General features: G+C 65.1%; 20 protein-coding genes and 2 riboswitches. Of the genes, 10 read left to right on the top strand and 10 right to left on the bottom strand.

Annotated features, from left to right (window positions below; translation table 11 throughout):
* Nucleotides 1-95: 95 nt before the first annotated feature.
* The 6 genes from FDT80_RS14720 to FDT80_RS14745 form a co-directional block, all read right to left on the bottom strand.
* Complete coding sequence (locus FDT80_RS14720; protein ID WP_138663076.1) at nucleotides 96-1,031, bottom strand: 2-hydroxyacid dehydrogenase; 936 nt, start codon at nucleotides 1,029-1,031, stop codon at nucleotides 96-98.
* Between the two features lie 21 nt (nucleotides 1,032-1,052).
* A complete protein-coding gene (rodA, locus tag FDT80_RS14725; protein ID WP_138663077.1) occupies nucleotides 1,053-2,192 on the bottom strand; it encodes a rod shape-determining protein RodA in 1,140 nt (379 codons plus the stop codon).
* A complete protein-coding gene (gene mrdA, locus FDT80_RS14730; RefSeq protein ID WP_138663078.1) occupies nucleotides 2,189-4,132 on the bottom strand; it encodes a penicillin-binding protein 2 in 1,944 nt (647 codons plus the stop codon). Before mrdA ends, rodA begins: the two co-directional genes overlap by 4 nt.
* A 46-nt stretch (nucleotides 4,133-4,178) precedes the next feature.
* Nucleotides 4,179-4,718 carry a rod shape-determining protein MreD gene (locus FDT80_RS14735; protein ID WP_138663079.1) on the bottom strand — a complete coding sequence of 180 codons (540 nt, stop codon included), beginning with the start codon at nucleotides 4,716-4,718 and terminating at the stop codon, nucleotides 4,179-4,181.
* A complete protein-coding gene (gene mreC, locus FDT80_RS14740) occupies nucleotides 4,715-5,620 on the bottom strand; it encodes a rod shape-determining protein MreC (RefSeq protein ID WP_138663080.1) in 906 nt (301 codons plus the stop codon). The genes FDT80_RS14735 and mreC overlap by 4 nt, the downstream gene beginning before the upstream one ends.
* A 73-nt stretch (nucleotides 5,621-5,693) precedes the next feature.
* On the bottom strand, nucleotides 5,694-6,740 hold the full coding sequence (locus FDT80_RS14745) for a rod shape-determining protein (RefSeq protein ID WP_138663081.1): 1,047 nt from the start codon (nucleotides 6,738-6,740) through the stop codon (nucleotides 5,694-5,696).
* 232 nt (nucleotides 6,741-6,972) lie between these two features.
* Here FDT80_RS14745 and FDT80_RS14750 point away from each other — a divergent pair, with 232 nt between their 5' ends.
* The gene (locus FDT80_RS14750) at nucleotides 6,973-7,557 is read left to right on the top strand and encodes a VOC family protein (protein ID WP_138663082.1); all 585 of its coding nucleotides are present in this window, start codon (nucleotides 6,973-6,975) and stop codon (nucleotides 7,555-7,557) included.
* A gap of 58 nt (nucleotides 7,558-7,615) precedes the next feature.
* Here FDT80_RS14750 and FDT80_RS14755 read toward each other — a convergent pair whose 3' ends face one another.
* A complete protein-coding gene (locus FDT80_RS14755; protein WP_138663083.1) occupies nucleotides 7,616-9,190 on the bottom strand; it encodes a 2-isopropylmalate synthase in 1,575 nt (524 codons plus the stop codon).
* 330 nt (nucleotides 9,191-9,520) lie between these two features.
* Here FDT80_RS14755 and FDT80_RS14760 point away from each other — a divergent pair, with 330 nt between their 5' ends.
* Both FDT80_RS14760 and FDT80_RS14765 read left to right on the top strand, forming a co-directional pair.
* Nucleotides 9,521-10,186: an SDR family NAD(P)-dependent oxidoreductase gene (locus FDT80_RS14760; RefSeq protein WP_138663084.1), complete on the top strand. Its 666-nt coding sequence runs from the start codon at nucleotides 9,521-9,523 to the stop codon at nucleotides 10,184-10,186.
* Entirely contained in the window at nucleotides 10,183-11,709 is a 1,527-nt protein-coding gene (locus FDT80_RS14765; protein WP_170311885.1) for a cryptochrome/photolyase family protein, read from the top strand. The genes FDT80_RS14760 and FDT80_RS14765 overlap by 4 nt, the downstream gene beginning before the upstream one ends.
* A gap of 6 nt (nucleotides 11,710-11,715) precedes the next feature.
* Here FDT80_RS14765 and FDT80_RS14770 read toward each other — a convergent pair whose 3' ends face one another.
* Both FDT80_RS14770 and FDT80_RS14775 read right to left on the bottom strand, forming a co-directional pair.
* Complete coding sequence (locus FDT80_RS14770) at nucleotides 11,716-13,356, bottom strand: NAD(P)-binding domain-containing protein (protein ID WP_138663086.1); 1,641 nt, start codon at nucleotides 13,354-13,356, stop codon at nucleotides 11,716-11,718.
* Nucleotides 13,357-13,517: 161 nt separating this feature from the next.
* The gene (locus tag FDT80_RS14775) at nucleotides 13,518-14,909 is read right to left on the bottom strand and encodes an MORN repeat-containing protein (RefSeq protein WP_138663087.1); all 1,392 of its coding nucleotides are present in this window, start codon (nucleotides 14,907-14,909) and stop codon (nucleotides 13,518-13,520) included.
* A gap of 257 nt (nucleotides 14,910-15,166) precedes the next feature.
* Here FDT80_RS14775 and FDT80_RS14780 point away from each other — a divergent pair, with 257 nt between their 5' ends.
* From FDT80_RS14780 to gltX, 4 genes are all read left to right on the top strand, one after another.
* A complete protein-coding gene (locus FDT80_RS14780) occupies nucleotides 15,167-16,825 on the top strand; it encodes an NAD+ synthase (RefSeq protein WP_138663088.1) in 1,659 nt (552 codons plus the stop codon).
* A gap of 83 nt (nucleotides 16,826-16,908) precedes the next feature.
* On the top strand, nucleotides 16,909-17,718 hold the full coding sequence (locus FDT80_RS14785; RefSeq protein WP_138663089.1) for a CE1 family esterase: 810 nt from the start codon (nucleotides 16,909-16,911) through the stop codon (nucleotides 17,716-17,718).
* Nucleotides 17,719-17,807: 89 nt separating this feature from the next.
* Nucleotides 17,808-18,224, top strand: a complete 417-nt coding sequence (locus tag FDT80_RS14790; RefSeq protein WP_138663090.1) for a DUF1801 domain-containing protein — start codon at nucleotides 17,808-17,810, stop codon at nucleotides 18,222-18,224.
* Nucleotides 18,225-18,287: 63 nt separating this feature from the next.
* A complete protein-coding gene (gene gltX, locus FDT80_RS14795; protein WP_138663091.1) occupies nucleotides 18,288-19,613 on the top strand; it encodes a glutamate--tRNA ligase in 1,326 nt (441 codons plus the stop codon).
* 95 nt (nucleotides 19,614-19,708) lie between these two features.
* Here the strand turns inward: gltX and FDT80_RS14800 are convergent, their stop codons facing one another.
* Entirely contained in the window at nucleotides 19,709-20,278 is a 570-nt protein-coding gene (locus FDT80_RS14800) for a gamma-glutamylcyclotransferase family protein (RefSeq protein ID WP_138663290.1), read from the bottom strand.
* Between the two features lie 99 nt (nucleotides 20,279-20,377).
* A riboswitch (glycine riboswitch) is annotated at nucleotides 20,378-20,467 on the top strand.
* A riboswitch (glycine riboswitch) is annotated at nucleotides 20,468-20,548 on the top strand.
* Nucleotides 20,549-20,628: 80 nt separating this feature from the next.
* Here FDT80_RS14800 and gcvT point away from each other — a divergent pair.
* The 3 genes from gcvT (at nucleotide 20,629) to gcvP (ending at nucleotide 25,053) form a co-directional block, all read left to right on the top strand.
* On the top strand, nucleotides 20,629-21,753 hold the full coding sequence (gcvT, locus tag FDT80_RS14805) for a glycine cleavage system aminomethyltransferase GcvT (RefSeq protein WP_138663092.1): 1,125 nt from the start codon (nucleotides 20,629-20,631) through the stop codon (nucleotides 21,751-21,753).
* 21 nt (nucleotides 21,754-21,774) lie between these two features.
* Complete coding sequence (gene gcvH / locus FDT80_RS14810; protein ID WP_138663093.1) at nucleotides 21,775-22,134, top strand: glycine cleavage system protein GcvH; 360 nt, start codon at nucleotides 21,775-21,777, stop codon at nucleotides 22,132-22,134.
* A gap of 69 nt (nucleotides 22,135-22,203) precedes the next feature.
* Nucleotides 22,204-25,053: an aminomethyl-transferring glycine dehydrogenase gene (gene gcvP / locus FDT80_RS14815; protein ID WP_138663094.1), complete on the top strand. Its 2,850-nt coding sequence runs from the start codon at nucleotides 22,204-22,206 to the stop codon at nucleotides 25,051-25,053.
* The last annotated feature ends 44 nt before the right edge of the window (nucleotides 25,054-25,097 follow it).

Raw genomic sequence — 25,097 nt, forward strand, 5'->3', positions numbered from 1 at the left:
GGCGGGAGTATTTGGAACCCAAAGAAGTTGAGGCGGCGCCCTCGCTTCTTTGGGTCATAAATACTCAAATCCGGCAGTCGGCGCACAGGGCGCCGTCAGTAGCCTTGCGTGCGATCGACCAGATGCAGGAACGGCGCGCCCGCTTCGCCGCGCCGGATGTTTTCGACGATGATTTCGCTGGCGGTGCGAGGCCGGGTCTCCGCCGCGACATGCGGGGTGACGGTGACGCCCGGATGCGCCCAGAAGGGGTGGTCGCGTGGCAAGGGTTCGGTGCGAAAGACATCCAGCGTGGCATGCGCGATATGGCCAGCGTCCAGCGCGGCCAGCAGCGCATCGTCGTCGATCAGCGTTCCGCGGCCGGGGTTCACGATGAACGCGCCTTTGGGCATCAGCGCCAGCGTTTCGGCGGAGAGCGTGTTTTCGGTGGCGGGCGTATCGGGCAGAAGCAACACCGCTATATCGGCGTTGCGCAAGGCCTCGCGCAGGCCGTCGGAGCCGTGAAGCGTCGCGATGCCATCCACCGATTTGGGGCCGCGGCTCCAGCCGGTGACCGGAAAGCCCAGACCGGTGAGCGCCCGCGCCGCGGCGAGGCCCAGCGTGCCGAGGCCGAGGATGCTGACCCGGCGTTGCGTGGCCAGGGGCGGTGCGTCGGGTGTCCAGCGACCGTCCTGCCCCATGATATCGCGGTCCATCCCAAGGTGGTGGCGCATCACGTGGCCGACGACGTATTCCGTCATGCTGGCCGTCATTCCGGGATCGACCATGCGTGCCAGAGGGATGCGCAGCGTCTTGTTGCCTGTGATCGCTTCCACCCCGGCCCAGAGATTCAGGACCGCCTTGGCGCGGGTGTAGGGCGTGAAATCCTGCAGATCGGAGTTGGGCGCGTAGACGATGTAATCAACCTTCTCCGGCGCGATGTCCTGTGCCAGATGTGCCTGCCTCAGCCCGGCCGCGTCAAGGGCGGTGCGCAGGGGGGCACGGTAGGTGTCCCACCGCTCCGGGCGTGCGGCGAAAAGGATGTTGGGGGGCATGGGAAGACCTTTGGTTCGGGGTTATCTGGGCCGGTGGACATGCGCGCTTTGCATCAGGCCAAAGGCCAGCATCAGCACCAGCATGGCCGATCCGCCGTAGCTGACCAGGGGCAGAGGCACGCCGACGACCGGGGCAAGGCCCATTACCATCGACATGTTCACGGCAAAGAACAGGAAGAAGTTAAGCGCGATTCCGAGCGTCAGAAGCGAGGAAAACCGGTCCTTGTTGAGCATCGCGGACCAGACGCAGAACACGATGATCAGCGCGTATAGCGCCAGCAGCGACACGCCGCCGACAAAGCCGAATTCCTCGGCCAGCGTGGTGAAGATGAAATCGGTGTGTTTTTCGGGCAGGAAGTTCAGCCGGCTTTGCGTGCCCTGCATGAAACCCCGGCCCGTCCAGCCGCCCGAGCCGAGCGCGATCTTGGACTGCGTGATGTGATAGCCTGCGCCCAGGGGATCGGTCGATGGATCGAGAAACGTGTCGATGCGGCGGTATTGATAGTCCTTGATCATCTGCCACGGCGTGCCGCGCGACTGGAACACCGCAGCGATAAGCCCGATGCCGCTGGCCAGCACGGCCGCGAAATACGCCCAGTGGACCCCTGCCAGAAACATCAGCCCGCCCCCCGCCGCAAGCAACAGGATCGACGTTCCCAGATCCGGTTGACGCAGAACCAGAAACACCGGCAACAGGATGAAAGCGAGGGGCAGCAGCACCCAGAACGGTCGCGATGTCCGCTTGGCCGGAAGCCAGTCGTAATAGGCGGCCAGCAGCATCACCAGCGTGATCTTCATCAACTCTGACGGTTGCAGCCGCATGAAGCCCAGGTCGATCCAACGCTGGGCCCCCATGCCGACGGTGCCAAAAAGCTCGACCGCGACCAGCAGAACGACCGTGGCCAGATAGGCGGCCCCGGCGAGGCTGCGCCAGAACCAGATCGGCACGAGGCCGACCATGAGCATCAGCCCGAAGCCAAGCGCGAAGCGCTTCATCTGCGGTTCGGCCCAAGGGGTAAAGGTGCCTCCGGCGACGGAATAGAGCATCAAGAACCCGACGCCCGCGACCGACGCCAGCAGAATGGCCACGGGCCAGTTCAGAAACAGGACCTTGCGCAGGCCCGAGGGGACGGATTTGACCGTATATTCAAGATAGCTCATGCTTGATCTTTCCCGTCCACGTCGGCCTGGGGGCGCGTGTTGCGCAGACGGTCTTGTTGTTCGGCGACGCGGTCGCGGTCCTTGGGGGGATAGACTTCTAGCGGGGGCGCGCCGCCAAACAACGCCTGCAGCGTGATGTCGCGCGCCACCGGAGCCGCCGCGGACGACCCGCCGCCGCCATGTTCGACCACCACCGACACAGCGTATTTCGGGGCATCGAACGGGGCGAAGTTGACGAAAAGCGCATGATCGCGACGTTCCCACGGCAGGTCCGAATTGCGGATGACGCCCGCCCGCCGCTCTGCCGCCGTGATGTTGCGCACCTGGCTGGTGCCGGTCTTGCCCGCCATGCGCAGCGTTTCCGAGATGATCCGCGAGCCATAGGCCGTGCCGCGCCGGTCGTTGACCACGTCAAACATGCCGCGCCGCATCTTGCGCAGGTTGTTTTCGTTCATGCCCAGGCTTTCGCCCGCGCCGGACGGCTGTTCCACCCCGTCGATGGATTTGATCAGCCGCGGCGTGACGGCGCGGCCCGTGGCCAGACGCGCCGTCATCACCGCCAGTTGCAGCGGCGAGGTCAGCGTGAAGCCCTGCCCGATGGAGGAGTTGACGGTATCACCGATCACCCACGGCTCACCGTAGGTCGCGGCCTTCCAGTCCTTGGTGGGCGCAAGCCCGCCCGCGACCGCGGACATCGGCAGATCATGGCGGATCCCCAGTCCGAAGCGTTCGGCCATCGCCGAGATCTTTTCGATGCCGACCTTCAGCGCCAGATCGTAGTAATAGACATCGCAGCTTTGCTTGAGCGATTGTTGCAGATCGACCCAGCCGTGGCCCGCGCGTTTCCAGCAATGAAAGCGACGGCCCGACACCTCGAGATGGCCGGGGCAATAGACGGTGTCGTCGGGGCGCATCAACCTTTCCTCAAGCGCGGCCATCGCCGTCATCATCTTGAAGGTCGATCCGGGCGGATAGGTGCCCTGCACCGATTTGTTGGCCAGGGGGCGATACTTGTTGTCCGTCAGGGCACGGTAATCGGCCACCGATATGCCGCGCACGAACAGGTTGGGGTCGAACGTCGGCGCAGAGGAGCAGGCGACCAGATCGCCGGTTTCGCAATCGATGACCACGGCGCTGGCGCTTTCGCCATCCAGACGCGCCTGCACATAGTTCTGCAGATCGGCGTCGATCGTCAGTTGCAGGTCCGACCCGGCGTGTCCTTCCTGCCGGTCCAGTTCGCGCATCACCCGCCCCGTGGCGTTGACCTCGACGCGTTTGGCGCCCGCCTTGCCGCGCAACCGGGCTTCTTCCTTTGCCTCGACGCCGACCTTGCCGATCTGGAATCGCGGGATCCGCAGCAACTGGTCCGGGTCTTCCAGCTTGGACAGGTCGTAATCGCTGACCGGGCCCACATAGCCCAGCACGTGCGCGAAATCCGAGCCTTGCGGATAGACGCGGGTCAGGCCGACTTCGGGTGTGATGCCGGGCAGGGCGGGGGCGTTGACCGACACGCGGCTCAGGTCGTTCCAGCCGACGTTCTCGGCCACGGTCACAGGCAGGAACGGAGCCGATCGTTTCATCTCGGCCAGCGCGCGCTCGATGTCATCCTCGTCCAGGGTGACAAGGCGGCCGAGGCGGGCAAGAACGTCGTCGATATTGCCTGCGTCCTCGCGCACCAGGACGATGCGGTAGCTGGGCACATTCTGCGCGAGCCGTTTGCCGTTGCGGTCGAAGACCTCGCCACGTGCGGGCGGGATCAGGCGGATGTTGATGCGGTTTTCTTCGGCCAGCAGACGGAACTGATCGGCCTGGTCGACCTGCAGATACCGCATCCGGGCCGCCAGCCCGCCGATAAACAGCAACTGCGCGCCGCCCAGCAGCGCCGCACGTCGCGAAATCTTGCGATGGCTTGCGTCGGTATCGGCGCGGGTGCGTCTCATGCGGGCCTCCGGGGCAAAGCGGGCGCGACGAGGGGGGCGACAGGCATCATGCGCGCTGCCCCAGGGCGTCAAGATCGCCGGGGGCCGATTTGCGCACGCCCATGCCCCATTGGGTGATCGCCACGACTGCCGGATAGAATAGCAGCGTCATGCACAATTCGAAAAGGGTCAAGCCGATGCGCGGCAAATCGACCAGCGTCATCGTCAGCACCGCCCAATTGGACAGCGTGATCGCCACGATCACGACGCAGACGGTCAGCCATTCCGCCGCGAATCCGCCGTCGCGCAGGCCGCGCACCCGCGTCTTGAGGTTTTCGCAGCCCAGCAACGCCAGCAGCGCCCATAGGCCGGGGGGGCGCTGCAAAAGCAGGTCGGCCAGCAGGAACAACCCCGCAAGGCTCCATGCCGGAACGTATTCGGGCCGGCGCAGACACCAGGCGCAGGCAAAGCCGAGAATGAGATCCGGCCCGGCCCAGTGGCGCGGCGTGGTGTCGAGCGGCAGCAGGTGAAAGAACACGATCACCAGCACCAGAACCGCAAAGCCGGCGCGCATGCCCCAAAGCCGTGTGAGCGACAGGTCGGTCATTGGCTGACCTCCGCGGCGGGGGCGTCGGAGGCGACCTCGGGCCGCACCGGGCCGATGATCTGCGCGCTGTCCGATACGGGCGGTGTGCCGTAGTGGCGCAGCACCCGCAGAAACTCCAGCCGTTCCTGATCGGCGGCCAGCCGCACCCGCAGACGCCCGCCGGGATCGGCGGCCACCTGCCCGATCAGCAGGCCGGCCGGAAACACGCCGCCATCGCCGGAACTGACCACACGGTCGCCGGGCCGCACCAGATCGGGGTTTTCCAGGAAATCGATCGGCGGCGCCGCCGAATTATCGCCCGCCACGATCGCGCGCTGGCCCGAAGGCTGGATCACCGCCGGAATGCGGCTGGACGCATCGGTGAGCAGGATGACCCGCGCCGTGTTTTCCGCCACGCCCGAGATGCGCCCCACCAACCCGATGCCGTCCATCGTGGCCCATCCGTCTTGCAGCCCGTCGCGCGCCCCCACGTTCAGCAGCACCGATTGCCGAAAGGGAGAGCCCGAATCCGCCAGCACCACACCGGTGATATACGTCAGCCGCGGATCCAGCCGCACATTGTTGAGGTCCAGCAGGCGCGCGTTTTCCTGCTCAAGCTGAAGGGCCGCTTCCTTCCACGCCTGCATCTGGCGCAATTCGCTGCGCAATTCGCTGTTTTGCTGGGCAAGGCGGCTGTAGCTTTGGAAATCGCGCAGCAGGTTCACGGTGCCGGTGACGGGCGCCATCGCCCAGTCGAGGTTGGGCACGATGGCATCCGTGACCTGCGCGCGAAACCGTTCGACCCGCGGGCTGTCGATGCGCCAGATCAGGAACACCGCCGCCAGGATCAGAACCAGCACACCCAGAAGCAACCGTCGCAGCGGGCCTGTGTAATCACTGGAAGTATAGCGGTCCTTTGCCATGCGTGTCGCGGCTCCTGCCCGGCATCAGGCAGGGCAATCCTGCCGCGGCTGGGCTTGGCTTAGTGTGGCCTGTTCAGCTGTCGTAGTCGATGGCGTGGCGCAGCTGTTTTTCGAATTCCAGCGCCTTGCCGGTGCCAAGGGCCACGCAATTCAGGCTCTCGTCGGCGATCGACACGGCGAGACCCGTCTGTTCGCGCAACGCCAGGTCAAGATCGCCCAGAAGCGCGCCACCACCCGTCAGCATCACGCCGCGGTCCACGATGTCGGCGGCCAGATCGGGCGGCGTCGTCTCGAGCGCGGTCATGACCGCTTCGCAGATCTGCTGCACCGGTTCGGCCAGCGCTTCGGCGATCTGGGCCTGGGTGACTTCGATTTCCTTGGGCACGCCATTGAGCAGGTCGCGGCCCCGGATCTGCATCGAAGTGCCGCGCCCGTCGTCGGGCATGCGCGCGGTCCCGATCGAGGTCTTGATGCGTTCGGCGGTGGTTTCGCCCACCAGCAGGTTCTGCTGGCGCCGCAGGTAGCTGATGATCGCCTCGTCCATGCGGTCGCCGCCCACCCGGATCGACCGGGCATAGACGATGTCGCCCAGGCTGAGCACGGCCACCTCGGTGGTGCCGCCGCCGATGTCCACGACCATGTTGCCGGTGGGGTCGGTGATCGGCATGCCCGCGCCGATGGCCGCCGCGATGGGCTCCGCGATCAGGCCGGCGCGGCGTGCGCCCGCGCTCAGCACCGACTGGCGGATCGCGCGCTTTTCGACCGGGGTGGCGCCATGCGGCACGCAGACGATGATCTTGGGCTTGGAAAAGGTCGAACGCTTGTGCACCTTGCGGATGAAATGCTTGATCATTTCCTCGGCGGTGTCGAAATCGGCGATCACGCCTTCGCGCATCGGGCGGATCGCCTCGATGCTGCCGGGGGTGCGACCCAGCATCAGCTTGGCGTCCTCGCCCACGGCCAGAACCTTTTTCACGCCGTCCTTGACGTGATAGGCGACCACGGACGGTTCCGACAGGATGATTCCACGTCCCTTGACGTAGACCAGCGTGTTCGCGGTCCCGAGATCGATCGCCATATCCGATGAAAACAGACCGCGAAATTTATCAAAAAGTGACATGGCGCGCGCAACCTTGCAAATATCCGAATGGTCCCGGCGACTCCCTCCCGGGTGTGGGTTCAGGCGGTTATAGGCGTGACAGCCTTGGGGTTAAAGGGGCATCTCCGGATGTCGTGCGCGTCATTCCGCCATGTCCCGCGCGAGACCTGTGCGATCATGCCGGGTGACCTGCCGCGCTCAGATCCTTATGGTCGTCCGCAAGAGTGCGAACTCATGCAAGGGAGCGACCGCAATGAAGAAAATCCAGGTACTGGGTGTGCATCACATCACGCTGACGGGGGCGGACAGGCAGACCTCCATCGATTTCTGGGAGGGCGTGCTGGGAATGCCCTTCATCTTCGATCAGCCCAACCTTGACGACCCGGACGAGGGGCACTTGTATTTCGATCCCGGCGACGGGCGGCTGATCACGATCTTCACCAACGAGAACCGCAAGGGCAACCGGGACCGCACGCCGACGGATCCGGGGTGCGTGCATCATGTCGCCTTCGAGGTGGACCGCGCGACGTTCTCGCAGATCCCCGGACGGCTGGAGGATCGCGGGGTCGGCCATTCGGGCGTCAAGGACCGGGGGTTCATGGATTCGATCTATTTCAAGGACCCGCTTGGCCTGCTGATCGAATTGGCGTGCTACAAGTTCATCCCGCCGCGCGGGTCGAGCCATGCCGAGGTGATGTTGGAGGCGCACAAGATCCGCGTCGCCGCGGGCGATGGCCACATCCAGGAAGTGCACCTGGCCGAGGCGGTGGCGCTGATCGTGGAACGCGGCCAGGCATCGCTGTCCGCCGATCGCGGGGCGCGCAACCCCTACAGGTGAAAGAAAAAGACGCGAGGGCGGGATGCGATGATCCGCACCCTCGCGGCCATGGCCGTGGCTAGCTGACGACCTTGTAGCTGATCTCGCGTTTGTCCGCGCCGGGGGCGGTCTTTTCGCGGCGCACCAGCAAGCGGTTGAGCGCATGGATATAAGCCAGCACGGAGGCCACGACCGTATCGGTATCCGCCGACTGGCCGGTGACGATGCGCCCGTCTTCCTCCATGCGAACCGACACGGTGGCCTGCGCATCGGTGCCTTCGGTCACGGCATGCACCTGGTACAGCTGCAGCCGCGCTTCGTGCGGGACCAGTGCCTTGACGGCGTTGAACGCGGCATCGACGGGGCCGTCGCCGGTTTGCGTGGTGCTGCGCTCCTCGCCGTCCACGGTCAGAACCATGTCGGCTGTCTGCGGGCCTTTGGTGCCGCAGACGACCTGCAGCGACTTCAACTGAATGCGGTGATCCTCGGGGTCGGTGGATGTGCGCATCAGCGCGATCAGGTCGTCCTCGTAGATCTCCTTTTTCCGGTCGGCCAGATCCTTGAACCGCACGAACACGTCCTTGAGTTGGTTGTCGCCCAACTCGAAGCCCAACTCTTCGAGTTTGGAGCGCAGGGCGGCGCGGCCCGAGTGCTTGCCCATCACCAGGTTGGTCGCGGCAAGGCCGACGTCCTCGGGGCGCATGATCTCGAAGGTTTCGGCGTTTTTCAGCATCCCGTCCTGATGGATGCCGGATTCATGCGCAAAGGCGTTCTTGCCCACGATGGCCTTGTTGAACTGCACCGGAAAGCCCGACACCGTGGCCACCCGGCGCGAGATGTTCATGATCTTGGTCGTGTCGATCGCTGTCTGGAACGGCATGATGTCGTTGCGCACCTTGAGCGCCATCACCACTTCCTCCAGCGCGGTGTTGCCCGCACGTTCGCCCAGGCCGTTGATCGTGCATTCGATCTGGCGCGCGCCGGCCTCGACCGCCGCGAGGGAATTGGCGGTCGCCATGCCCAGGTCGTTGTGGCAGTGCGTGGCAAAGACGATCTGATCGGCGCCCGGCACCCGCTCCAGCAGCATGGCGATCAGGGCCGCGGACTCGCGCGGCGCGGTGTAGCCGACGGTATCGGGGATGTTGATCGTGGTGGCGCCCGCCTTGATCGCGATCTCGACCACACGGCACAGGTAATCAATCTCGGTGCGGGTCGCGTCCATCGGCGACCATTGCACGTTGTCACACAGGTTACGCGCATGGGTCACGGTATCGTGGATGCGGTCGGCCATTTCGTCCATGGTGAGGTTCGGGATGGCACGGTGCAGCGGCGAGGTGCCGATGAAGGTGTGAATGCGCGGCCGGGCCGCGTGTTTCACCGCCTCCCAGCAGCGGTCGATATCGGGCAGTTGCGCGCGCGCAAGGCCGCAGATGACGGAAGTCTTTGATTGCCGGGCAATTTCGGACACCGCCTTGAAATCGCCTTCGGAGGCGATGGGAAAGCCGGCCTCGATGATATCGACGCCCATCTCATCCAGAAGGCCGGCGATTTCGAGTTTTTCGGCGTGGGTCATCGTGGCGCCGGGCGATTGTTCGCCGTCGCGCAGGGTCGTGTCGAAGATCAACACGCGGTCTTGTTGGGCTGTATCGGTCATTTCGGGGTCTCTCTTGTTCTGCTGTGAAAATCCGTGGCGCGCGGCGTGACCCTCTGAGCGGGCGCGCCGGGAATGGCACGCTCAGAGGCGGATTAGCAGCAGCAGGAGGGCGCGCAGGCCGAGGTCGCCCGAAAGGCGGGGCAGGGCCGACATATGTGAAGCGCGTGACATGGCGCTATTTATACGCCCCTCGCACGAAATGGGAAGGCGGTTTTTCCACGGCTCTTTTATTGCCTCTCGCTGACGCGGGCAGTCCCGGACCTTCGGCGGGGGTATTTTTTAAACAAGAGAAGCATTGAAGGGGGGCATCGGGCGACTAGGTCGCTGGGGATGGGACGTATATTGATTATTGGCGCCTCGGGCGGTGTGGGATCGGCGGTCAGCGCCGCCTATGCCACGCGCGGGGACGAGGTTGTGGGTCTGTCGCGATCGGGCGACGGTCTGGATGTGACCGACGAGGCGTCGGTCGCGGCGCACCTGGGCGGATTGGAGGGCACATTCGATGCGGTGTTCGTCGCCACGGGAGCATTGGAGATCGACGGCGCGGAGCCTGAAAAGACGATCAAATCCATCGGGAAAAAGCCGATGATGGATCAGTTCGCGCTGAACGCGGTGGGGCCCGCGCTGGTGCTGCGGCATGCGCCGGACCTGTTGCCGCGCGAGGGGCGGTCGATCTTTGCCGTGCTGTCGGCGCGGGTGGGCAGCATCGGCGACAACGGCATCGGCGGGTGGATCAGCTATCGCTCGGCCAAGGCGGCGGTGAACCAGATCGTGCGCACCGGATCGATCGAGCTGTCGCGCACGCACAAGGGCAGCATCTGCGTGGCGCTGCATCCCGGAACGGTGGCGACGCCCTTTACCGAGAAATACCTTGGACGCCACCCCGCGGTGCAGCCGGACGAGGCCGCGCAGAACCTGCTGTCGGTGATGGACGGGTTGACGCCGCAGGACACCGGGCAGTTTTTCGACTGGGCCGGCAAGAGGGTCGCGTGGTGAGCCGCCTTGTCCTGGTGCTCGGGGATCAATTGAGCCCGGACCTGAGCGCCCTGCGCGAGGCCGACAAGAGCCGCGACATCGTCGTGATGGCCGAGGTCGCGGACGAGGCCGGTTATGTGCGCCACCACCCCAAGAAGATAGCGCTGGTCTTTGCCGCGATGCGGAAATTCGCGGCAAGTCTGCGCGAGCAGGGCTGGGACGTGCGGTATGGTGCGTTCGACGACGATGCGACCGCGGGGTCGATCGTCGGTGAATTGCTGCGCCGGGCCGAGGAAACCGGCGCAGACGGGGTGATCGCCACCGAACCGGGTGAATGGCGGCTGATCAACGCGTTGAAATACGCGCCCATCCCGGTGAATGTGCAGCCCGACGACCGGTTCCTTGCCTCGCATGCCGATTTCGAATCCTGGGCGGAGGGGCGGAAATCCCTCCGGATGGAGTATTTCTATCGCGACATGCGCCGGAAGACGGGGTTGTTGATGGAGGGCGACGAGCCTGCCGGCGACAAGTGGAACTATGACCACGACAACCGCAAACCCGCCCCCGACGAGGTCACTCACGACGGGCCGCTGTGGTTCGAGCCGGACGACGAGGTCGAGGATGTGCTGGATTTGGTCGCGGCGCGGTTCGGCGAAAATTTCGGCGATCTGCGGCCCTTCGGGTTCGCCACCACGCGCGATCAGGCGCTGGAGGCGCTGACGCATTTCGTGCGTCATGCATTGCCCAAGTTCGGCGATTTTCAGGACGCCATGCTGGCGGACAACCGGTTTTTGTATCACGCGATCATATCGCCATACCTCAACCTGGGTCTGTTGGGTCCGCTGGAAGTCTGCGAGGCGGCGGCGCAGGCCTGGCGCGACGGCGACGCGCCGATCAACGCGGTCGAGGGGTTCATCCGGCAGATCATCGGCTGGCGCGAATACGTGCGCGGGATTTATTTCCTCGAAGGCCCGGACTATACGGGCCGCAACGCGCTGGGCCAATCCCGCGACCTGCCCGCGATGTACTGGGGCGGCGAAACTCGGATGGCCTGCGTCGCGCATGCGGTCGAGCAGACGAAGACCGACGCCTATGCCCATCACATCCAGCGGCTGATGGTGACGGGGAATTTCGCGCTGCTGGCGGGGGTCGATCCGGCGCAGGTGCACGAATGGTATCTGGCCGTTTATGCCGATGCCTACGAATGGGTGGAGGCGCCCAACGTGATCGGCATGAGCCAGTTCGCAGACGGCGGCGTCATCGCGTCCAAGCCTTACGTGTCCTCGGGCAGCTACATCAATCGCATGTCGGATTATTGCAAGGGATGCGATTATTCGGTGACCAAGAAGACGGGCGAGGGGGCCTGCCCGTTCAACACGCTGTACTGGCATTTCCTGATCCGGCACCGTGACCGGTTCAAGGACAATCCGCGCATGGGCCAGATGTACGCCACATGGGACAGGATGGACGAGGAGCGCCGCGAGACCGTGCTGGCGGACGCGGATGCGGTCCTCGCCCGGCTGGATGCGGGCGAGGTGGTCTGAGGAGAATTACTCGGCAGCGGTGGCCGCCGGCACGTCAAGGCCGATCTGGTCCAGGAAACGGGTGATCTGGCGCCGCGCAACCTCGGACGGGGCCAGCGCTTCGCCCGCGTCCTTGAAGGTCATGCGCAGCACGGTGCCCGCATCGCCGCCGCGATCCTCGCGCGGGCGCCAGTCGGCATCGAGGTGGTCGGCCAGATGCATCTGCGCCACCAACGCACCATCGCGGTACTGTCGGATCACCGGGTGGATGAAAGCGTCAGGTTCGTCGCCAAAGACGTTGTGCTGGCGCTTCACATGCATCGAATCGCCCCCGAAATCGCCGTATTCCAACGTCACGGCCAAATAGGTGCGCCCCGAAATACCCGGCGCGTCATGCGCCCATTCCACGGGAACATCGTGAAAACTCCGCCCCGGCGCATCGCCATCCAAAAGCACGATGTCGGCCAGGAACCCCGGTTGCAGGAACAGCCCCGATGCCGTGCTGATCCGGTCGATGATGCCGGTGGTCAGGCCCGCCGGATCCAGCGGCGTGATGCGACTGGGATAATCGGACCCGCGCGCGCGCATCGCGACGAATTCGGCAAGGCATTTCACGTTGTGGCGGAACCCGTGCACGAACCCCGACATGGTTTTGCGGTAGTCGCGCGACTGCATGATCGTGCCGGCAAAGAACAGACCTTGGGTCGTTTCGCTTTCCCATTGCGGGGTCATTGCCGGGAACTTGTCAAAATGGCGCAGGGCGGGGCGGATGTCGTCGGCAAAGATCGCATTGTCGAACTGAAACCCGGTGCAGGCGATCACGTGGTCATAGGTCAGCACGATCTCGTGGTCCGCCGCCGCGCTCATCCTGGCGGTCACGGTATACACGCCATCCGCCTTTTCGATGCGCACCACCTTTGCGTCGATCACCGCGTTCTGCGACTTCAGCTGATAGGTATCGAGGAAATTGTTGTTCACCGCGCGCAGGTGTCCGACGAAATGCGTCTGCCAGGCGAACCGCACGGGGTTCGGGCTCATGACATGGATAGACGCGGCGTGTTCGATCAGGGAATCGGCGGTCTCGAACGCTGAATTGCCCTTGCCCATGATCAGCACGCGCTTGTTCTCGTAAATCTCGGGCGCGGTGTCGAAGTCGAAATAGTTGTCCACCAAGTCGAAACCCTCGATGCCGGGGTCCCAGGGTTGCGACACGCCGGTGGCGACGATCACCTGGCGGGCGCGGGTGACGCTACCATCGGCGCAGGTCACTTCGAATATGCCGTCCGTCTTAGCGACGTTCGTCACGTCGCTGTTGCACCGGATGTGATCGGCCATCGGCGCGGCAAAGGCTTCGGCATAGGCGACGAAATCATCGGCGGCGGGGAAATACTTGCGGCTCCAGTCGGCAAACAGCAGCCCGTCGTCATTGAGCAGCGAATTCCAGTCATGGCGCAGGCGGGTCTCGGGGTTGCTGAGCCCGGTGTGGACCTTGTTCACCGAAATGAATTGCCGATGCCGTGGGAAGGTGCGGAAAAAGTCGCTGACCGCGGGCCCGCGTTCCAGAATGGTGAACGACAGCCCCTTCTTTTCCAGGAAATAACCAGCCTGAAGCCCGGCAGGGCCGGAGCCCACAATGCAAACGTCCAATATGTGATCAGAAAGCGCCATCGAAAAATCCCCTTCAACAAAGCACAACCTGAACGAGACAATGCATGGCCGTTCCCTTTGGTCAAGCGAGGACGGGCCTAAAACCTTGGGGTGTGCGCATTTTGTGCGCCGCTACTTTGGGTTGCTGCGGGCCGCGGGCAGGTGGCCGCCGGGAGAACGCGTTAGTTCAGCGCGCCGTTCTCCCAATCGCCCGTGGCCTCTTCTCCGGTGGCATATCGCATGGTGCCGCTGCCCTGCCGCTTGCCGTTCTTGAAGGTGCCTTCGTACACGTCGCCGTTGGCATAGGTGGCGACACCGGTGCCGTTGATTTCGCCGTCCTGCCAGTCGCCTTCGTAGGTAAAGCCGTTGGCCATCGTGATCTTGCCCTGACCGTGGCGCTGGCCGTTCTGGAACATGCCGACATAGACCGTGCCGTCGGGGTAGGTCGCGGTGCCCATGCCGTGGCGCTGCCCGTCGCGCCACGCGCCATCGTATTTGTAGCCATCGGCATAGGTCATCACGCCCTGGCCATGGTTCCGTGCGTTCTTGAATCCGCCTTCATAGACCACTCCGTTGGCATAGACCGCACGTCCTTCGCCGTCGATCACGCCAGCGGACCACGAGCCCTCGTAGGTGGAGCCGTCCGGATAGGTGATCTTGCCCTGACCGTCGGCAAGGTCGTCGCGGAAACTGCCCTCATAGACCGATCCGTCGGGATAGGTGACGCGGCCCTGGCCTTCGATCTCGCCCGCGACCCACGAGCCGGAGTAGACATAGCCATCGGTGCCGGTGAACGTGCCCTGGCCTTCGCGCAGGTCGCTTTTGAATTCGCCTTCATAGACGTCGCCGTTGGCATAGGTGACCTTGCCCACGCCTTCGCGCTGACCGCCCACCAGCTCGCCTTCGTAGACGTCGCCATTGGCCTGCGTCAGCCTTCCGGTGCCGTCGATCTGGCCGTCTTTCCACCGGCCCACGTAGATCAAGCCGTCGGGCATGGTCAGCGTGCCGGTGCCCTCGCGCTTGCCGCCGCGCACTTCTCCGTCATAGACCGCGCCATCGGGATAGGTGATGATCCCGCTGCCGTCCTTGACGCCATCGACCCAGTCGCCCTGGTACTGGTATCCGCCCGGGCTTTGCATGGTGCCCTTGCCGTGGTGCTTGGCATTGCGGAACCCGCCTTCATAGCGCACCCCGTTGGCATAGACCGCGACGCCACGGCCCATGATGGCCCCGGCCAGCCATTCTCCCTCGTAGGTGCCGCCATCGGCAAAGGTGATCTTGCCAAAGCCATCGGGCTTGCCCTTGGCGAAACTGCCCTCGTAGACCGATCCGTTGGGAAAGCGCGCGACGCCCTTGCCGCGAATTTCACCGTCCACCCATTCGCCGATGTATTCATAGCCGTTGGGCAGCCTGTACGATCCCTGCCCATGCTGAAGCCCGCCGCGGAACGTGCCTTCGTAGACGCCGCCATCGTCATATTGCTTGGTCAGGACCTGTCCGTCCTGCGCTGCCACCGAAACAGGAGCAAGCAGCAGGCTGGCGGTAAGGCCCCGGATTAGGCTGGATCGTGTCATGGCGCACCCTTGGATCGGACAAATCACTGCGGGGCACCCGGCCGGCACCCGTCAGGGCATCCCGTCGTGTCGCTCTTTCGCCGCACCCCCGCACGGTCGTGTCTCAAACCTAGGCAAAGCGACGGCGCGGGGCAATGTCTTTTGCGGGAATTCCCGCGTGTCGGCGAACAGATGTGCGGCCCTGTGCCGCCATAGGCTTTTCACGCCGCCACGATCTGCTACATGACTTGCCTAAACAAGGCAGAAAGGCCGCAATCATGGCAGAGCGGTTTCGCATCACACTGGGACAGTTGAACCCGACGGTGGGGGATCTGGCGGGCAATGCCGCGCTGGCGCATCGCGCCTGGGAGGAAGGCCGCGACGCGGGCGCCGACCTCGTGGCCCTGCCCGAGATGTTCCTCACCGGCTACAACGCGCAGGATCTGGTGATGAAGCCGGCCTTTCAGGTCGCGGCCATCGCGCATCTGGAGGCGCTGGCCGAGGTCTGTGCCGACGGTCCGCCGCTGGCCATCGGAAGCCTGTGGATCGAAGGCACCGACCTCTACAACGCCTATGTCATCCTCCGGAACGGCAAGATCGCCAGCCAGGTGCTCAAGCACCATCTGCCCAACGAGGCGGTGTTCGACGAGGTGCGGATCTTTGACGCGGGTCCGCTGGGCGGGCCCTATTCCGTGGGCGGCACCCGCATCGGCAGCCCCATCTGCGAGGACGCCTGGTACGAGGACGTGGCAGAGACGCTGGCCGAGACGGGCGCCGAATTCCTGCTGGTGCCCAACGGATCGCCGTACCATCGCGACAAGTCCGACATCCGGCTCAACCACATGGTGGCCCGCGTGGTGGAAACCGGCCTGCCGCTGATCTACCTCAACATGGTGGGCGGGCAGGACGACCAGGTGTTCGATGGCGCGTCATTCGCGCTCAACCCGGGCGGGCGTCTGGCGGTGCAACTGCCACCCTTTGCCGAAACCGTTGCCCACGTCGATCTGGAACGCGGCGACGCGGGCTGGCGTATCGTCGAGGGCGTCAAGGCGCACCAGCCCGACGCATGGGAACAGGATTACCAGGTGATGGTCCTGGCCCTGCGCGATTACATGCGCAAGACCGGGTTCGCAAAGGTGCTGCTGGGCCTGTCGGGCGGCGTGGACAGCGCGATCGTCGCGGCCATCGCCGTGGATGCGCTTGGCGCGGAAAACGTGCGCTGCGTGATGCTGCCATCCGAATACACGTCCTCCGGATCGCTGGAGGACGCGGAGGCCGTGGCCAAGGCGCTGGGCTGCCGTTACGACTATGTGCCCATCGACGCGGGCCGCGCCGCGATCACCGAAACGCTTGCGCCGCTGTTCGCGGGGCTGGACGAGGATCTGACCGAGGAAAACATCCAAAGCCGCCTGCGGGGGCTGCTGCTGATGGCGATGAGCAACAAGTTCGGTGAAATGCTGCTGACCACCGGCAACAAGTCCGAAGTGGCCGTGGGCTATGCGACGATCTATGGCGACATGGCGGGCGGGTACAATCCGATCAAGGATCTGTACAAGACGCGCGTGTTCGAGACCTGCCGCTGGCGCAACGCCAATCACCGTGACTGGATGATGGGCCCGGAGGGCGAGGTGATTCCCCCCCGTGTGATCGACAAGCCGCCCAGCGCGGAGTTGCGCGCCGATCAAAAGGACAGCGACAGCCTGCCGGACTATCCCGAGCTCGATCTCATCCTCGAGATCCTGGTGGACCGCGACGGATCCATCGCCGACTGCGTCGATGCGGGCATCGACCGTGCCGTGGCGCAGAAGGTCGAAAAGCTGATCTATATCAGCGAATACAAGCGGTTTCAGGCCGCCCCCGGCGCGCGGCTGACGCGCGGGGCATTCTGGCTCGACCGGCGCTATCCCATCGTGAACCGGTGGCGCGACCCAAGCTGACGGCGGCGGCACCCAACGCGCTTGTGACTTGAGCGGTCGCGCCCGTCGCGGCACGGTGCGGTGACACGGATGCGGAGGATGCTGTGCGCCTGATATTGTCGCTGATTGTCATTGCGGTCGGATGGGGCGCGCCCGCGCTGGCGTGCTCTGCGCAAAGCGATTGCATGCTGGGCACGCGCAGCTACCGTATCGCGCTGCCTGAAGGCTACGACCCGCAGCATCCCGTCGGCGCCATCGTCTTTGCCCACGGCTACAGGGGGTCCGCCGCCGGGGTGATGCGCAACATCTCGCTGCGCCGGGTGGCCTCGGATATGGGGCTGGCGCTGATCGCGGCGGATGCGGACGGCGACGGCTGGATCCTGCCCCATGCGCCGCGCCACCCCGAGGCGACCGGCGCGGTCGAATTCGATTATTTCACGGCGCTCGTGCGCGACGCCACCTCCCGCTTTGCGATTGACGGCGACCGCATGATGATGACCGGGTTCAGCGCGGGCGGCATGATGGCCTGGGCGCTTGCCTGCGCGCGGCCCGGGCTTTTCGCGGGTTTTGCGCCGATTTCGGGCACCTATTGGCGCGCGCCGCCCGCCGACTGCGCGGCACCCGCCGCGAGCATCGTGCATATCCACGGCGACGATGACCCGGTGGTGCCGTTGGCCGGGCGGCCCATTGGGCCGACGCGACAGGGCGACGTGGCGCAATCGCTGGCGATGTACCGGGGGTTCGGCGACTTTGGCGCGGCGCGGGCCACGACATCGGGCGATCTGCGATGCGACATCCGCAACAACGCACCCGGCGACGTGCTGGAATTCTGCCTGTTTGCGGGCGGACATTCGTTTCGCAGCGAATTCGTGCGTTTCGCGTGGGGCAGGTTCAGGGCGGCAGGCCAGCTTTAGATCCTGCTTCGTGCCCGGCGCTGGCCCGGCGACGGGGTGCGCGCACGACACGGGAATGTGGTAGGCTTGCCCGCAGCAAGGAGCCGCAGATGACCCAGGCCAACCCACCTGACGCCGCCGCTTTTCTGGCCGCGGTGGCCCCACCGCGCCGCCACGACGAGGCGCGTCGCCTCGATGCCCTGTTTCGCGAGGTGACGGGCTGGCAGCCCCGGCTCTGGCGTGGCGGGATACTGGGCTACGGCACCTATGACTATACCTATGCGTCGGGCCGGTCGGGCACGTACTTCGCCACGGGGTTCGCCCCGCGCCGGGCCAGGCTGTCGATCTACATCTTGCCGGGCTACGCCGATTTCGGACCGATCCTGAACCGGCTGGGCAAACACCGGCTGGGTAAATCCTGTCTCTACCTCAATGCCTTGCAGGATGCCGATCCCGATGTGCTGACGGAATTGATCCGCGCCGGGCTTGCCGATCTGTCCCGGCGCTGGCCGGTGCGGCCCACCTGATGCGGCGTTCACTGGACAAATCCACGGCCCTGTGACAAGCCATCCGCCAACAGGAGACATCCCATGACCATCACCCGTTTCGCCCCTTCGCCCACCGGCTATATCCATGTCGGAAACCTGCGCACGGCGCTGATGAACTACATGATCGCGCGCAAGGCGGGCGGCAAGTTCATCCTGCGCATCGACGACACCGACCCGGTACGCTCCAAGCAGGAATACGTCGATGGGATCAAGCAGGATCTGGAGTGGCTGGGTCTGCACTGGGACCACACCGAGCGGCAATCCGAGCGGCTGGAGAAATACCGGGACGCCGCCGAGACGCTGCGTGAAAACGGGCGCTTCTACGAGGCGTTCGAGACGCCGACCGAGCTGGACCTCAAGCGCAAGAAGCAGCTCAACATGCACAAGCCGCCAGTCTATGACCGCGCCGCGCTGAGCCTGACCGAGGCGCAGAAGGATGCGCTGCGCGCGGAACGGGGCGACGGTGTCTGGCGCTTCAAGCTTATCCAGGACAGGATCGTCTGGCACGACGGCATCCTGGGCGACATCTCGATCGACGCGGCCAGCGTCAGCGACCCGGTGTTGATCCGCGGTGACGGCCAGGTGCTTTATACGCTGGCCAGCGTGGTCGATGACATCGAAATGGGCGTGACCGACATCGTGCGCGGGTCGGACCACGTCACCAACACTGCGACGCAGATCCAGATCATCGAGGCCTTGGGCGGCACGGTGCCGAACTTTGCCCACCACAGCCTGCTGACCGGCCCGCAGGGCGAGGCGCTGAGCAAGCGGCTTGGCACGCTGGCTCTGCGCGATCTGCGCGAGCGAGGGGTGGAGCCGATGGCGCTGCTGAGTCTGATGGCGCGGCTGGGGTCGAGCGATCCGGTCGAGTTGCGCACCGACATGGCGGAGCTGATCGACGGTTTCGATCTGTCGCGCTTTGGGTCGGCCCCGACGAAATTCGACGTCGAGGACCTGTTTCCGCTGACCGGGCGCTACCTGTCGGTGCTGCCGCTCGAGGCGGTGCGGGACCGGATCGCCGATCTGGGCGTGCCGGCGGAGAAGGCGGCGCAGTTCTGGGCGGTCACGCACGAGAACATCACGACGCTGCACGATCTTGGCCCCTGGTGGGAGATGATGCAGCACGGCGCGGATCCGGTCGTCGCCGATGAGGACCGGGAATTTGTCGCGCAGGCGATGGCGTTGCTGCCCGAGGGGCCGTTCGACGAGACCACCTGGTCCAGCTGGACATCGGCGGTCAAGGAGGCGACGGGCCGCAAGGGCAAGGCGTTGTTCATGCCGCTGCGGCTGGCGCTGACGGGGCAGAAGAACGGCCCCGAAATGGCGGCGTTGATGCCCTTGCTGCAAGTGGTCAAGGCCCGCGCCTGACCGACGCTCGGGGGGGGCTTGTGGCGGGTGGCCACGCCTTTTGGCGACCATGCCCTTGCCCGGCAAGGTGACGTGGCACCGCGCCGCGCGTGACCTCAGGCCGGGACGTTGACGATCCGCGTCGGCAGGTTGGACAGGTGCCGGTCCACCAGCGCGCGTTCATCGGGGTGCAGCACCTGGTGGCGGGGATAGAGCGGGGCCGCGCGGTCGTCATGAATGGGCGTGTCCCAATTGTCGGTGGTGGCAAAGAAATCGGCCACGCCATCGGCGCCGAACTCGCGCAGGAAACCCTGCACCACGACATCGAGATAGCTGAGCAGGATGACGTGATCGCCGCTGGTCAGCATGTCGGCGGGTTGCACCGCGTAGACCGCGATGTCGGTGTCGGGGTGCAGATCATGCGCCACGGCGCCCTGTGCGGGAACGCGCGCATAGCCGGTTTCGCGCAGGTCGAGCGTGGTCCAGTCCGCGCCCGGCACCCGCGCGATCAGTCCCGAAATCCGGTGTCCCGGTGCGGGAACACCGGTCAGAAACACGGTCTCGCGCCCCGGCGAGCGGACCCAGGCGCGGCGCCATCCCGACAAGGTGGCGCGGCGCGCATCGGGATAGGCGTGGGTGGCGCGGTTCACGAGGCTGCCGTAGCCAAAGAAATAGGGGTCTGTGATCATGCGGGCCTCTTGTCCTTGCTGCGGCCATCCAATCATTCCGGCGCGGGCGCGACAAGGGTGCTTGACCGCCGCGGCCCACCCGGATTAGCTTGCGCCCATTCCACCACGGGAGAACCGGCGCAACACGCCGGTGCCGAAGGAGCAACCGCCCCGGAAACTCTCAGGCCAAAGGACCGCGGTGGTATGCGAACACTCTGGAGAGAGATGCGGCCCGTCCGCGTCCGCCGAAGGGATAACGATCTCAGGCGAAGAGACAGAGGGGGCATCGGAGCGCGGGATTGGTCCGCGCTTGGGGTGCCGGCGTTGACGCGCAAGACGCAAGTCCGGCCAGAACGGGGAGATGCCAGATGACGGATTTGCAGCATACGCCGCTTTTTGCACTGCACGAGGAATTGGGTGCCAAGATGGTGCCGTTTGCCGGCTATGCCATGCCGGTGCAATATCCGATGGGCGTGATGCAGGAGCATCAGCACACCCGCACGCAGGCCGGCCTGTTCGATGTCAGCCATATGGGCCAGGTGATCCTGTCGGGGGCCGATTGGGACAGCGTTGCGCTGGCCTTCGAGACGCTGGTGCCGATGGATGTGCTGGGGCTTGGCGACGGGCGGCAGCGCTATGGGCTGTTCACCAACGCACAGGGCGGCATCGAGGACGACCTGATGTTCGCGCGCCGGGGCGACGCGCTTTTCGTGGTGGTCAACGCCGCCTGCAAGGACGCCGACATCGCGCGGATGCGCGCCGGACTGCCGGACACGATTTCGGTCGGGCCGCTGGAGGACCGTGCTCTGCTGGCGTTGCAGGGACCGCAGGCCGAAGCGGTGATGGCAGGGCTTGACCCGGCCGCCGCCGCCATGCGGTTCATGGATGTGGCGGATCTGACGCTGGACGGTATCGCGGTCTGGGCCTCGCGGTCGGGGTACACCGGCGAGGACGGTTACGAGATTTCCGTACCGGCGGATCAGGCCGAGGCATTGGCGCGGGTTCTGCTGGCGCATGACGCGGTGGCCCCCATCGGGTTGGGCGCGCGTGATTCGCTGCGGCTGGAGGCCGGTCTGTGCCTTTACGGCAACGACATCGACGCAGGCACCGATCCGGTCGAGGCCGGGCTGGTCTGGGCCATCCAGAAGGTGCGCCGCGAGGGCGGCGCGCGCGCAGGCGGCTTTCCGGGTGCCGAAGCGGTTCTTCACAGCCTGCACGACGGCCCGGCGCGCAAGCGTGTCGGTCTGCGCCCCGAAGGCCGCGCGCCGATGCGCGACGGCGTGGCGCTTTATGCCAGCGAAACCGCCGAGCTGCCGGTCGGGACGATCACCTCGGGCGGGTTCGGGCCGACGGTGGGCGGACCTGTCGCGATGGGCTATGTGCCGGATGCCTGCGCCAATGAAGGCACGCAGCTTTGGGGTGCCTTGCGCGGCAAGCGACTTCCGGTGACGGTGGTCAAGCTGCCGTTCGTACCGGCCAATTTCAAACGTTGATCAAAAAGGGACACACAGGACATGAAATTCACGGAAGAGCACGAATGGTTGCGCGTCGAGGGCGATGAGGTCGTGGTGGGCATCACGATCCACGCTGCCGAACAGTTGGGGGACGTGGTGTTCGTGGAGTTGCCCGACGAGGGCACCACGGTCAGCAAGGACGACGAGGTCGTGGTGATCGAAAGCGTCAAGGCCGCCTCTGATATTCTGGCGCCTGTGGATGGCGAGATCACCGAAGTGAACAGCACGCTCACCGACAACCCGGCCATGGTCAATGACGATCCACAGGGCGAGGCGTGGTTTTTCAAGATGAAGGTCAGCGACCCGTCCCAGATGGACGAATTCATGGATGAAGCGGCCTATCAGAAGTTCATCGGGTAGCGCCCGGTTGCTGCCGCCGGAGCCTCCGGCGGGAGTATTTTTGACCTAAAGAAGCAGGGGGACTCCGTCATGGCGTTCAAGCCAACCGAATATTTGCCATACGATTTCGCCAACCGGCGGCACATCGGACCGTCACCGGTGGAAATGTCGGAGATGCTGAACACCGTCGGCGTGGCCAGCCTGGATGCGCTGATCGACGATACCGTGCCGAAGGCGATCCGCCAGAAAGAGCCGCTCGCTTTTGGCAAGGCGATGTCGGAACGCGAAGTTCTGGAGCACATGCGCATTACCGCGTCACGGAACAAGGTGCTGACCTCGCTGATCGGGCAGGGCTATCACGGCACGGTCACGCCGCCCGCGATCCAGCGCAACATTCTTGAAAACCCGGCGTGGTACACCGCCTATACCCCCTACCAGCCGGAAATCAGCCAGGGCCGGTTGGAGGCGCTGTTGAACTTTCAGACCATGGTCAGCGATCTGACGGGGTTAGAAGTCGCCAATGCGTCGTTGCTGGACGAGGCGACGGCCTGCGCGGAGGCGATGACGATGGCGCAGCGCGTGGCGAAATCCAAAGCGACGGCGTTTTTCGTGGACCGCGATTGCCATCCGCAGAATATCGCGGTGATCAAGACCCGCGCCGCCCCGCTGGGCATCGAGGTGATCGTGGGCGATCCGGCCAAGATGGATGCGAGCGCCGTCTTTGGCGCGATTTTCCAGTATCCCGGCACCTATGGCCATGTCCGCGATTTCACCGACCACATGACCGCCCTGCACGAGGCCAAGGCGGTGGGCATCGTCAGCGCCGACCCGCTGGCGCTGACGCTGCTGAAAGAGCCGGGCGCCATGGGCGCGGATATCGCCGTGGGCAGCACCCAGCGTTTTGGCGTACCCGAAGGCTACGGCGGGCCACACGCGGCCTACATGGCATGCCGCGATGCCTACAAGCGCGCGATGCCGGGCCGGATTGTCGGGGTGTCGATCGACGCGCACGGCAATCGCGCCTACCGGCTGTCGCTTCAGACGCGCGAGCAGCATATCCGTCGCGAGAAGGCCACCAGCAACGTGTGCACCGCGCAGGCGCTGCTGGCCGTCATGGCATCGATGTACGCGGTGTTTCATGGGCCGGAGGGCCTCAAGGCGATCGCCCAGCGGATCCATCGCAAGACCGTGCGCCTGGCCAAGGGGCTCGAGGAGGCGGGGTTCAAGGTGGACCCGCAGGCCTATTTCGACACCATCACGGTCGATGTCGGGCCCTTGCAGGCGGCGGTGATGAAGTCGGCTGTGGACGAGGGCATCAACCTGCGCCGCGTGGGCGAACAGCGCGTCGGCATTTCGCTCGATGAACGTACCCGGCCGCAGACGCTGGAAGCGGTGTGGCGCGCCTTTGGCATCGTGCGCGAGGACCGCGATTTCAAACCCGACTACCGCGTACCCGAGGACATGCTGCGCACCAGCGCGTACCTGACCCATCCGATTTTCCATATGAACCGCGCCGAGACCGAGATGATGCGCTACATGCGCCGGCTTTCGGACCGCGATCTGGCGCTTGACCGGGCGATGATCCCGCTGGGGTCGTGCACGATGAAGCTCAACTCCGCCGCCGAGATGATGCCGGTGAGCTGGCGGGAGTTTTCGCTGCTGCACCCCTATGCCCCCGCGGACCAGGCCCAGGGCTATGCCGACCTCATCGAGGATCTGAGCGCAAAGCTGTGCCAGATCACCGGCTATGATGCGATCTCGATGCAGCCCAACTCGGGTGCCCAGGGCGAATACGCGGGGCTTTTGACCATCGCGGCCTATCACCGAGAACAGGGGCAGGCGCACCGCAACATCTGCCTGATCCCGATGAGCGCGCATGGCACCAATCCGGCATCGGCGCAGATGGTCGGGTGGAAGGTCGTGGTGGTCAAATCCGCCGCCAACGGCGACATCGACCTCGAGGATTTCCGCGCCAAGGCAGAGGCCGCGGGCGACAGCCTGGCGGGCTGCATGATCACGTATCCCTCGACCCACGGCGTGTTCGAGGAAACCGTGACCGAGGTGACGAAGATCACGCACGACCACGGTGGCCAGGTCTATATCGACGGGGCCAACATGAACGCGATGGTGGGCCTCTCGCGGCCCGGCGACATCGGCGGCGACGTGAGCCACCTCAACCTGCACAAGACTTTCTGCATTCCTCATGGCGGCGGCGGTCCCGGAATGGGACCCATCGGGGTGAAATCCCATCTGGTGCCGCATTTGCCGGGGCACCCGCTGGCGGGCGGCGATCACGGCCCGGTGTCGGCGGCCCCCTACGGCTCGCCCTCCTTGCTGCCGATCAGCTGGGCCTATTGCCTGATGATGGGGGGCGATGGGCTGACACAGGCGACGCGGGTCGCGATTCTGAACGCCAACTACATCGCCAAGCGGCTCGAAGGGGCGTATGACGTGCTCTACAAGGGGCCGACAGGGCGCGTCGCGCACGAGTGCATTTTCGACGTGCGTCCCTTTGACGACAGCGCCGGCGTCACGGTCGACGACATCGCCAAGCGCCTGATCGACGCCGGCTTTCATGCGCCGACGATGAGCTTTCCGGTGGCGGGCACACTGATGGTGGAGCCCACCGAGAGCGAGACCAAGGCCGAGCTGGACCGCTTTTGTGACGCGATGCTGGCGATCCGCGAGGAGATCCGCGCGATCGAGGACGGCGAGATGGACCGCGAGAACAACGCGCTCAAGAATGCGCCGCACACGGTCGAGGATCTGGTCGGTGACTGGGACCGTCCCTATAGCCGGGAGCAGGGATGCTTTCCGCCCGGGGCCTTCCGGGTGGACAAATACTGGCCGCCGGTCAACCGCGTGGACAACGTCTATGGCGACCGCCACCTGATTTGTACCTGCCCGCCGATGGAAGACTACGCCGAGGCGGCAGAATAGATCTTGATGCCTCCGGCGGCGGTATTTGACCCATTTGGAAGCGA

The sequence above is a fragment of the Sulfitobacter sabulilitoris genome (assembly GCF_005887615.1).
GTDB lineage: Bacteria > Pseudomonadota > Alphaproteobacteria > Rhodobacterales > Rhodobacteraceae > Sulfitobacter_E > Sulfitobacter_E sabulilitoris.

Bases quoted from the DNA above. Each gene is read 5' to 3' on its own strand.
- FDT80_RS14790 (WP_138663090.1), top strand. From the start codon at position 17,808: ATGACCCAGGCCAACCCACCTGACGCCGCCGCTTTTCTGGCCGCGGTG.
- gcvP (WP_138663094.1), top strand. From the start codon at position 22,204: ATGGCGTTCAAGCCAACCGAATATTTGCCATACGATTTCGCCAACCGG.
- mrdA (WP_138663078.1), bottom strand. From the start codon at position 4,132: ATGAGACGCACCCGCGCCGATACCGACGCAAGCCATCGCAAGATTTCG.
- FDT80_RS14780 (WP_138663088.1), top strand. From the start codon at position 15,167: ATGGCAGAGCGGTTTCGCATCACACTGGGACAGTTGAACCCGACGGTG.
- FDT80_RS14750 (WP_138663082.1), top strand. From the start codon at position 6,973: ATGAAGAAAATCCAGGTACTGGGTGTGCATCACATCACGCTGACGGGG.
- FDT80_RS14735 (WP_138663079.1), bottom strand. From the start codon at position 4,718: ATGACCGACCTGTCGCTCACACGGCTTTGGGGCATGCGCGCCGGCTTT.
- FDT80_RS14760 (WP_138663084.1), top strand. From the start codon at position 9,521: ATGGGACGTATATTGATTATTGGCGCCTCGGGCGGTGTGGGATCGGCG.
- FDT80_RS14755 (WP_138663083.1), bottom strand. From the start codon at position 9,190: ATGACCGATACAGCCCAACAAGACCGCGTGTTGATCTTCGACACGACC.
- FDT80_RS14770 (WP_138663086.1), bottom strand. From the start codon at position 13,356: ATGGCGCTTTCTGATCACATATTGGACGTTTGCATTGTGGGCTCCGGC.
- mreC (WP_138663080.1), bottom strand. From the start codon at position 5,620: ATGGCAAAGGACCGCTATACTTCCAGTGATTACACAGGCCCGCTGCGA.
- gcvH (WP_138663093.1), top strand. From the start codon at position 21,775: ATGAAATTCACGGAAGAGCACGAATGGTTGCGCGTCGAGGGCGATGAG.
- gcvT (WP_138663092.1), top strand. From the start codon at position 20,629: ATGACGGATTTGCAGCATACGCCGCTTTTTGCACTGCACGAGGAATTG.
- FDT80_RS14745 (WP_138663081.1), bottom strand. From the start codon at position 6,740: ATGTCACTTTTTGATAAATTTCGCGGTCTGTTTTCATCGGATATGGCG.
- FDT80_RS14720 (WP_138663076.1), bottom strand. From the start codon at position 1,031: ATGCCCCCCAACATCCTTTTCGCCGCACGCCCGGAGCGGTGGGACACC.
- gltX (WP_138663091.1), top strand. From the start codon at position 18,288: ATGACCATCACCCGTTTCGCCCCTTCGCCCACCGGCTATATCCATGTC.
- FDT80_RS14775 (WP_138663087.1), bottom strand. From the start codon at position 14,909: ATGACACGATCCAGCCTAATCCGGGGCCTTACCGCCAGCCTGCTGCTT.
- rodA (WP_138663077.1), bottom strand. From the start codon at position 2,192: ATGAGCTATCTTGAATATACGGTCAAATCCGTCCCCTCGGGCCTGCGC.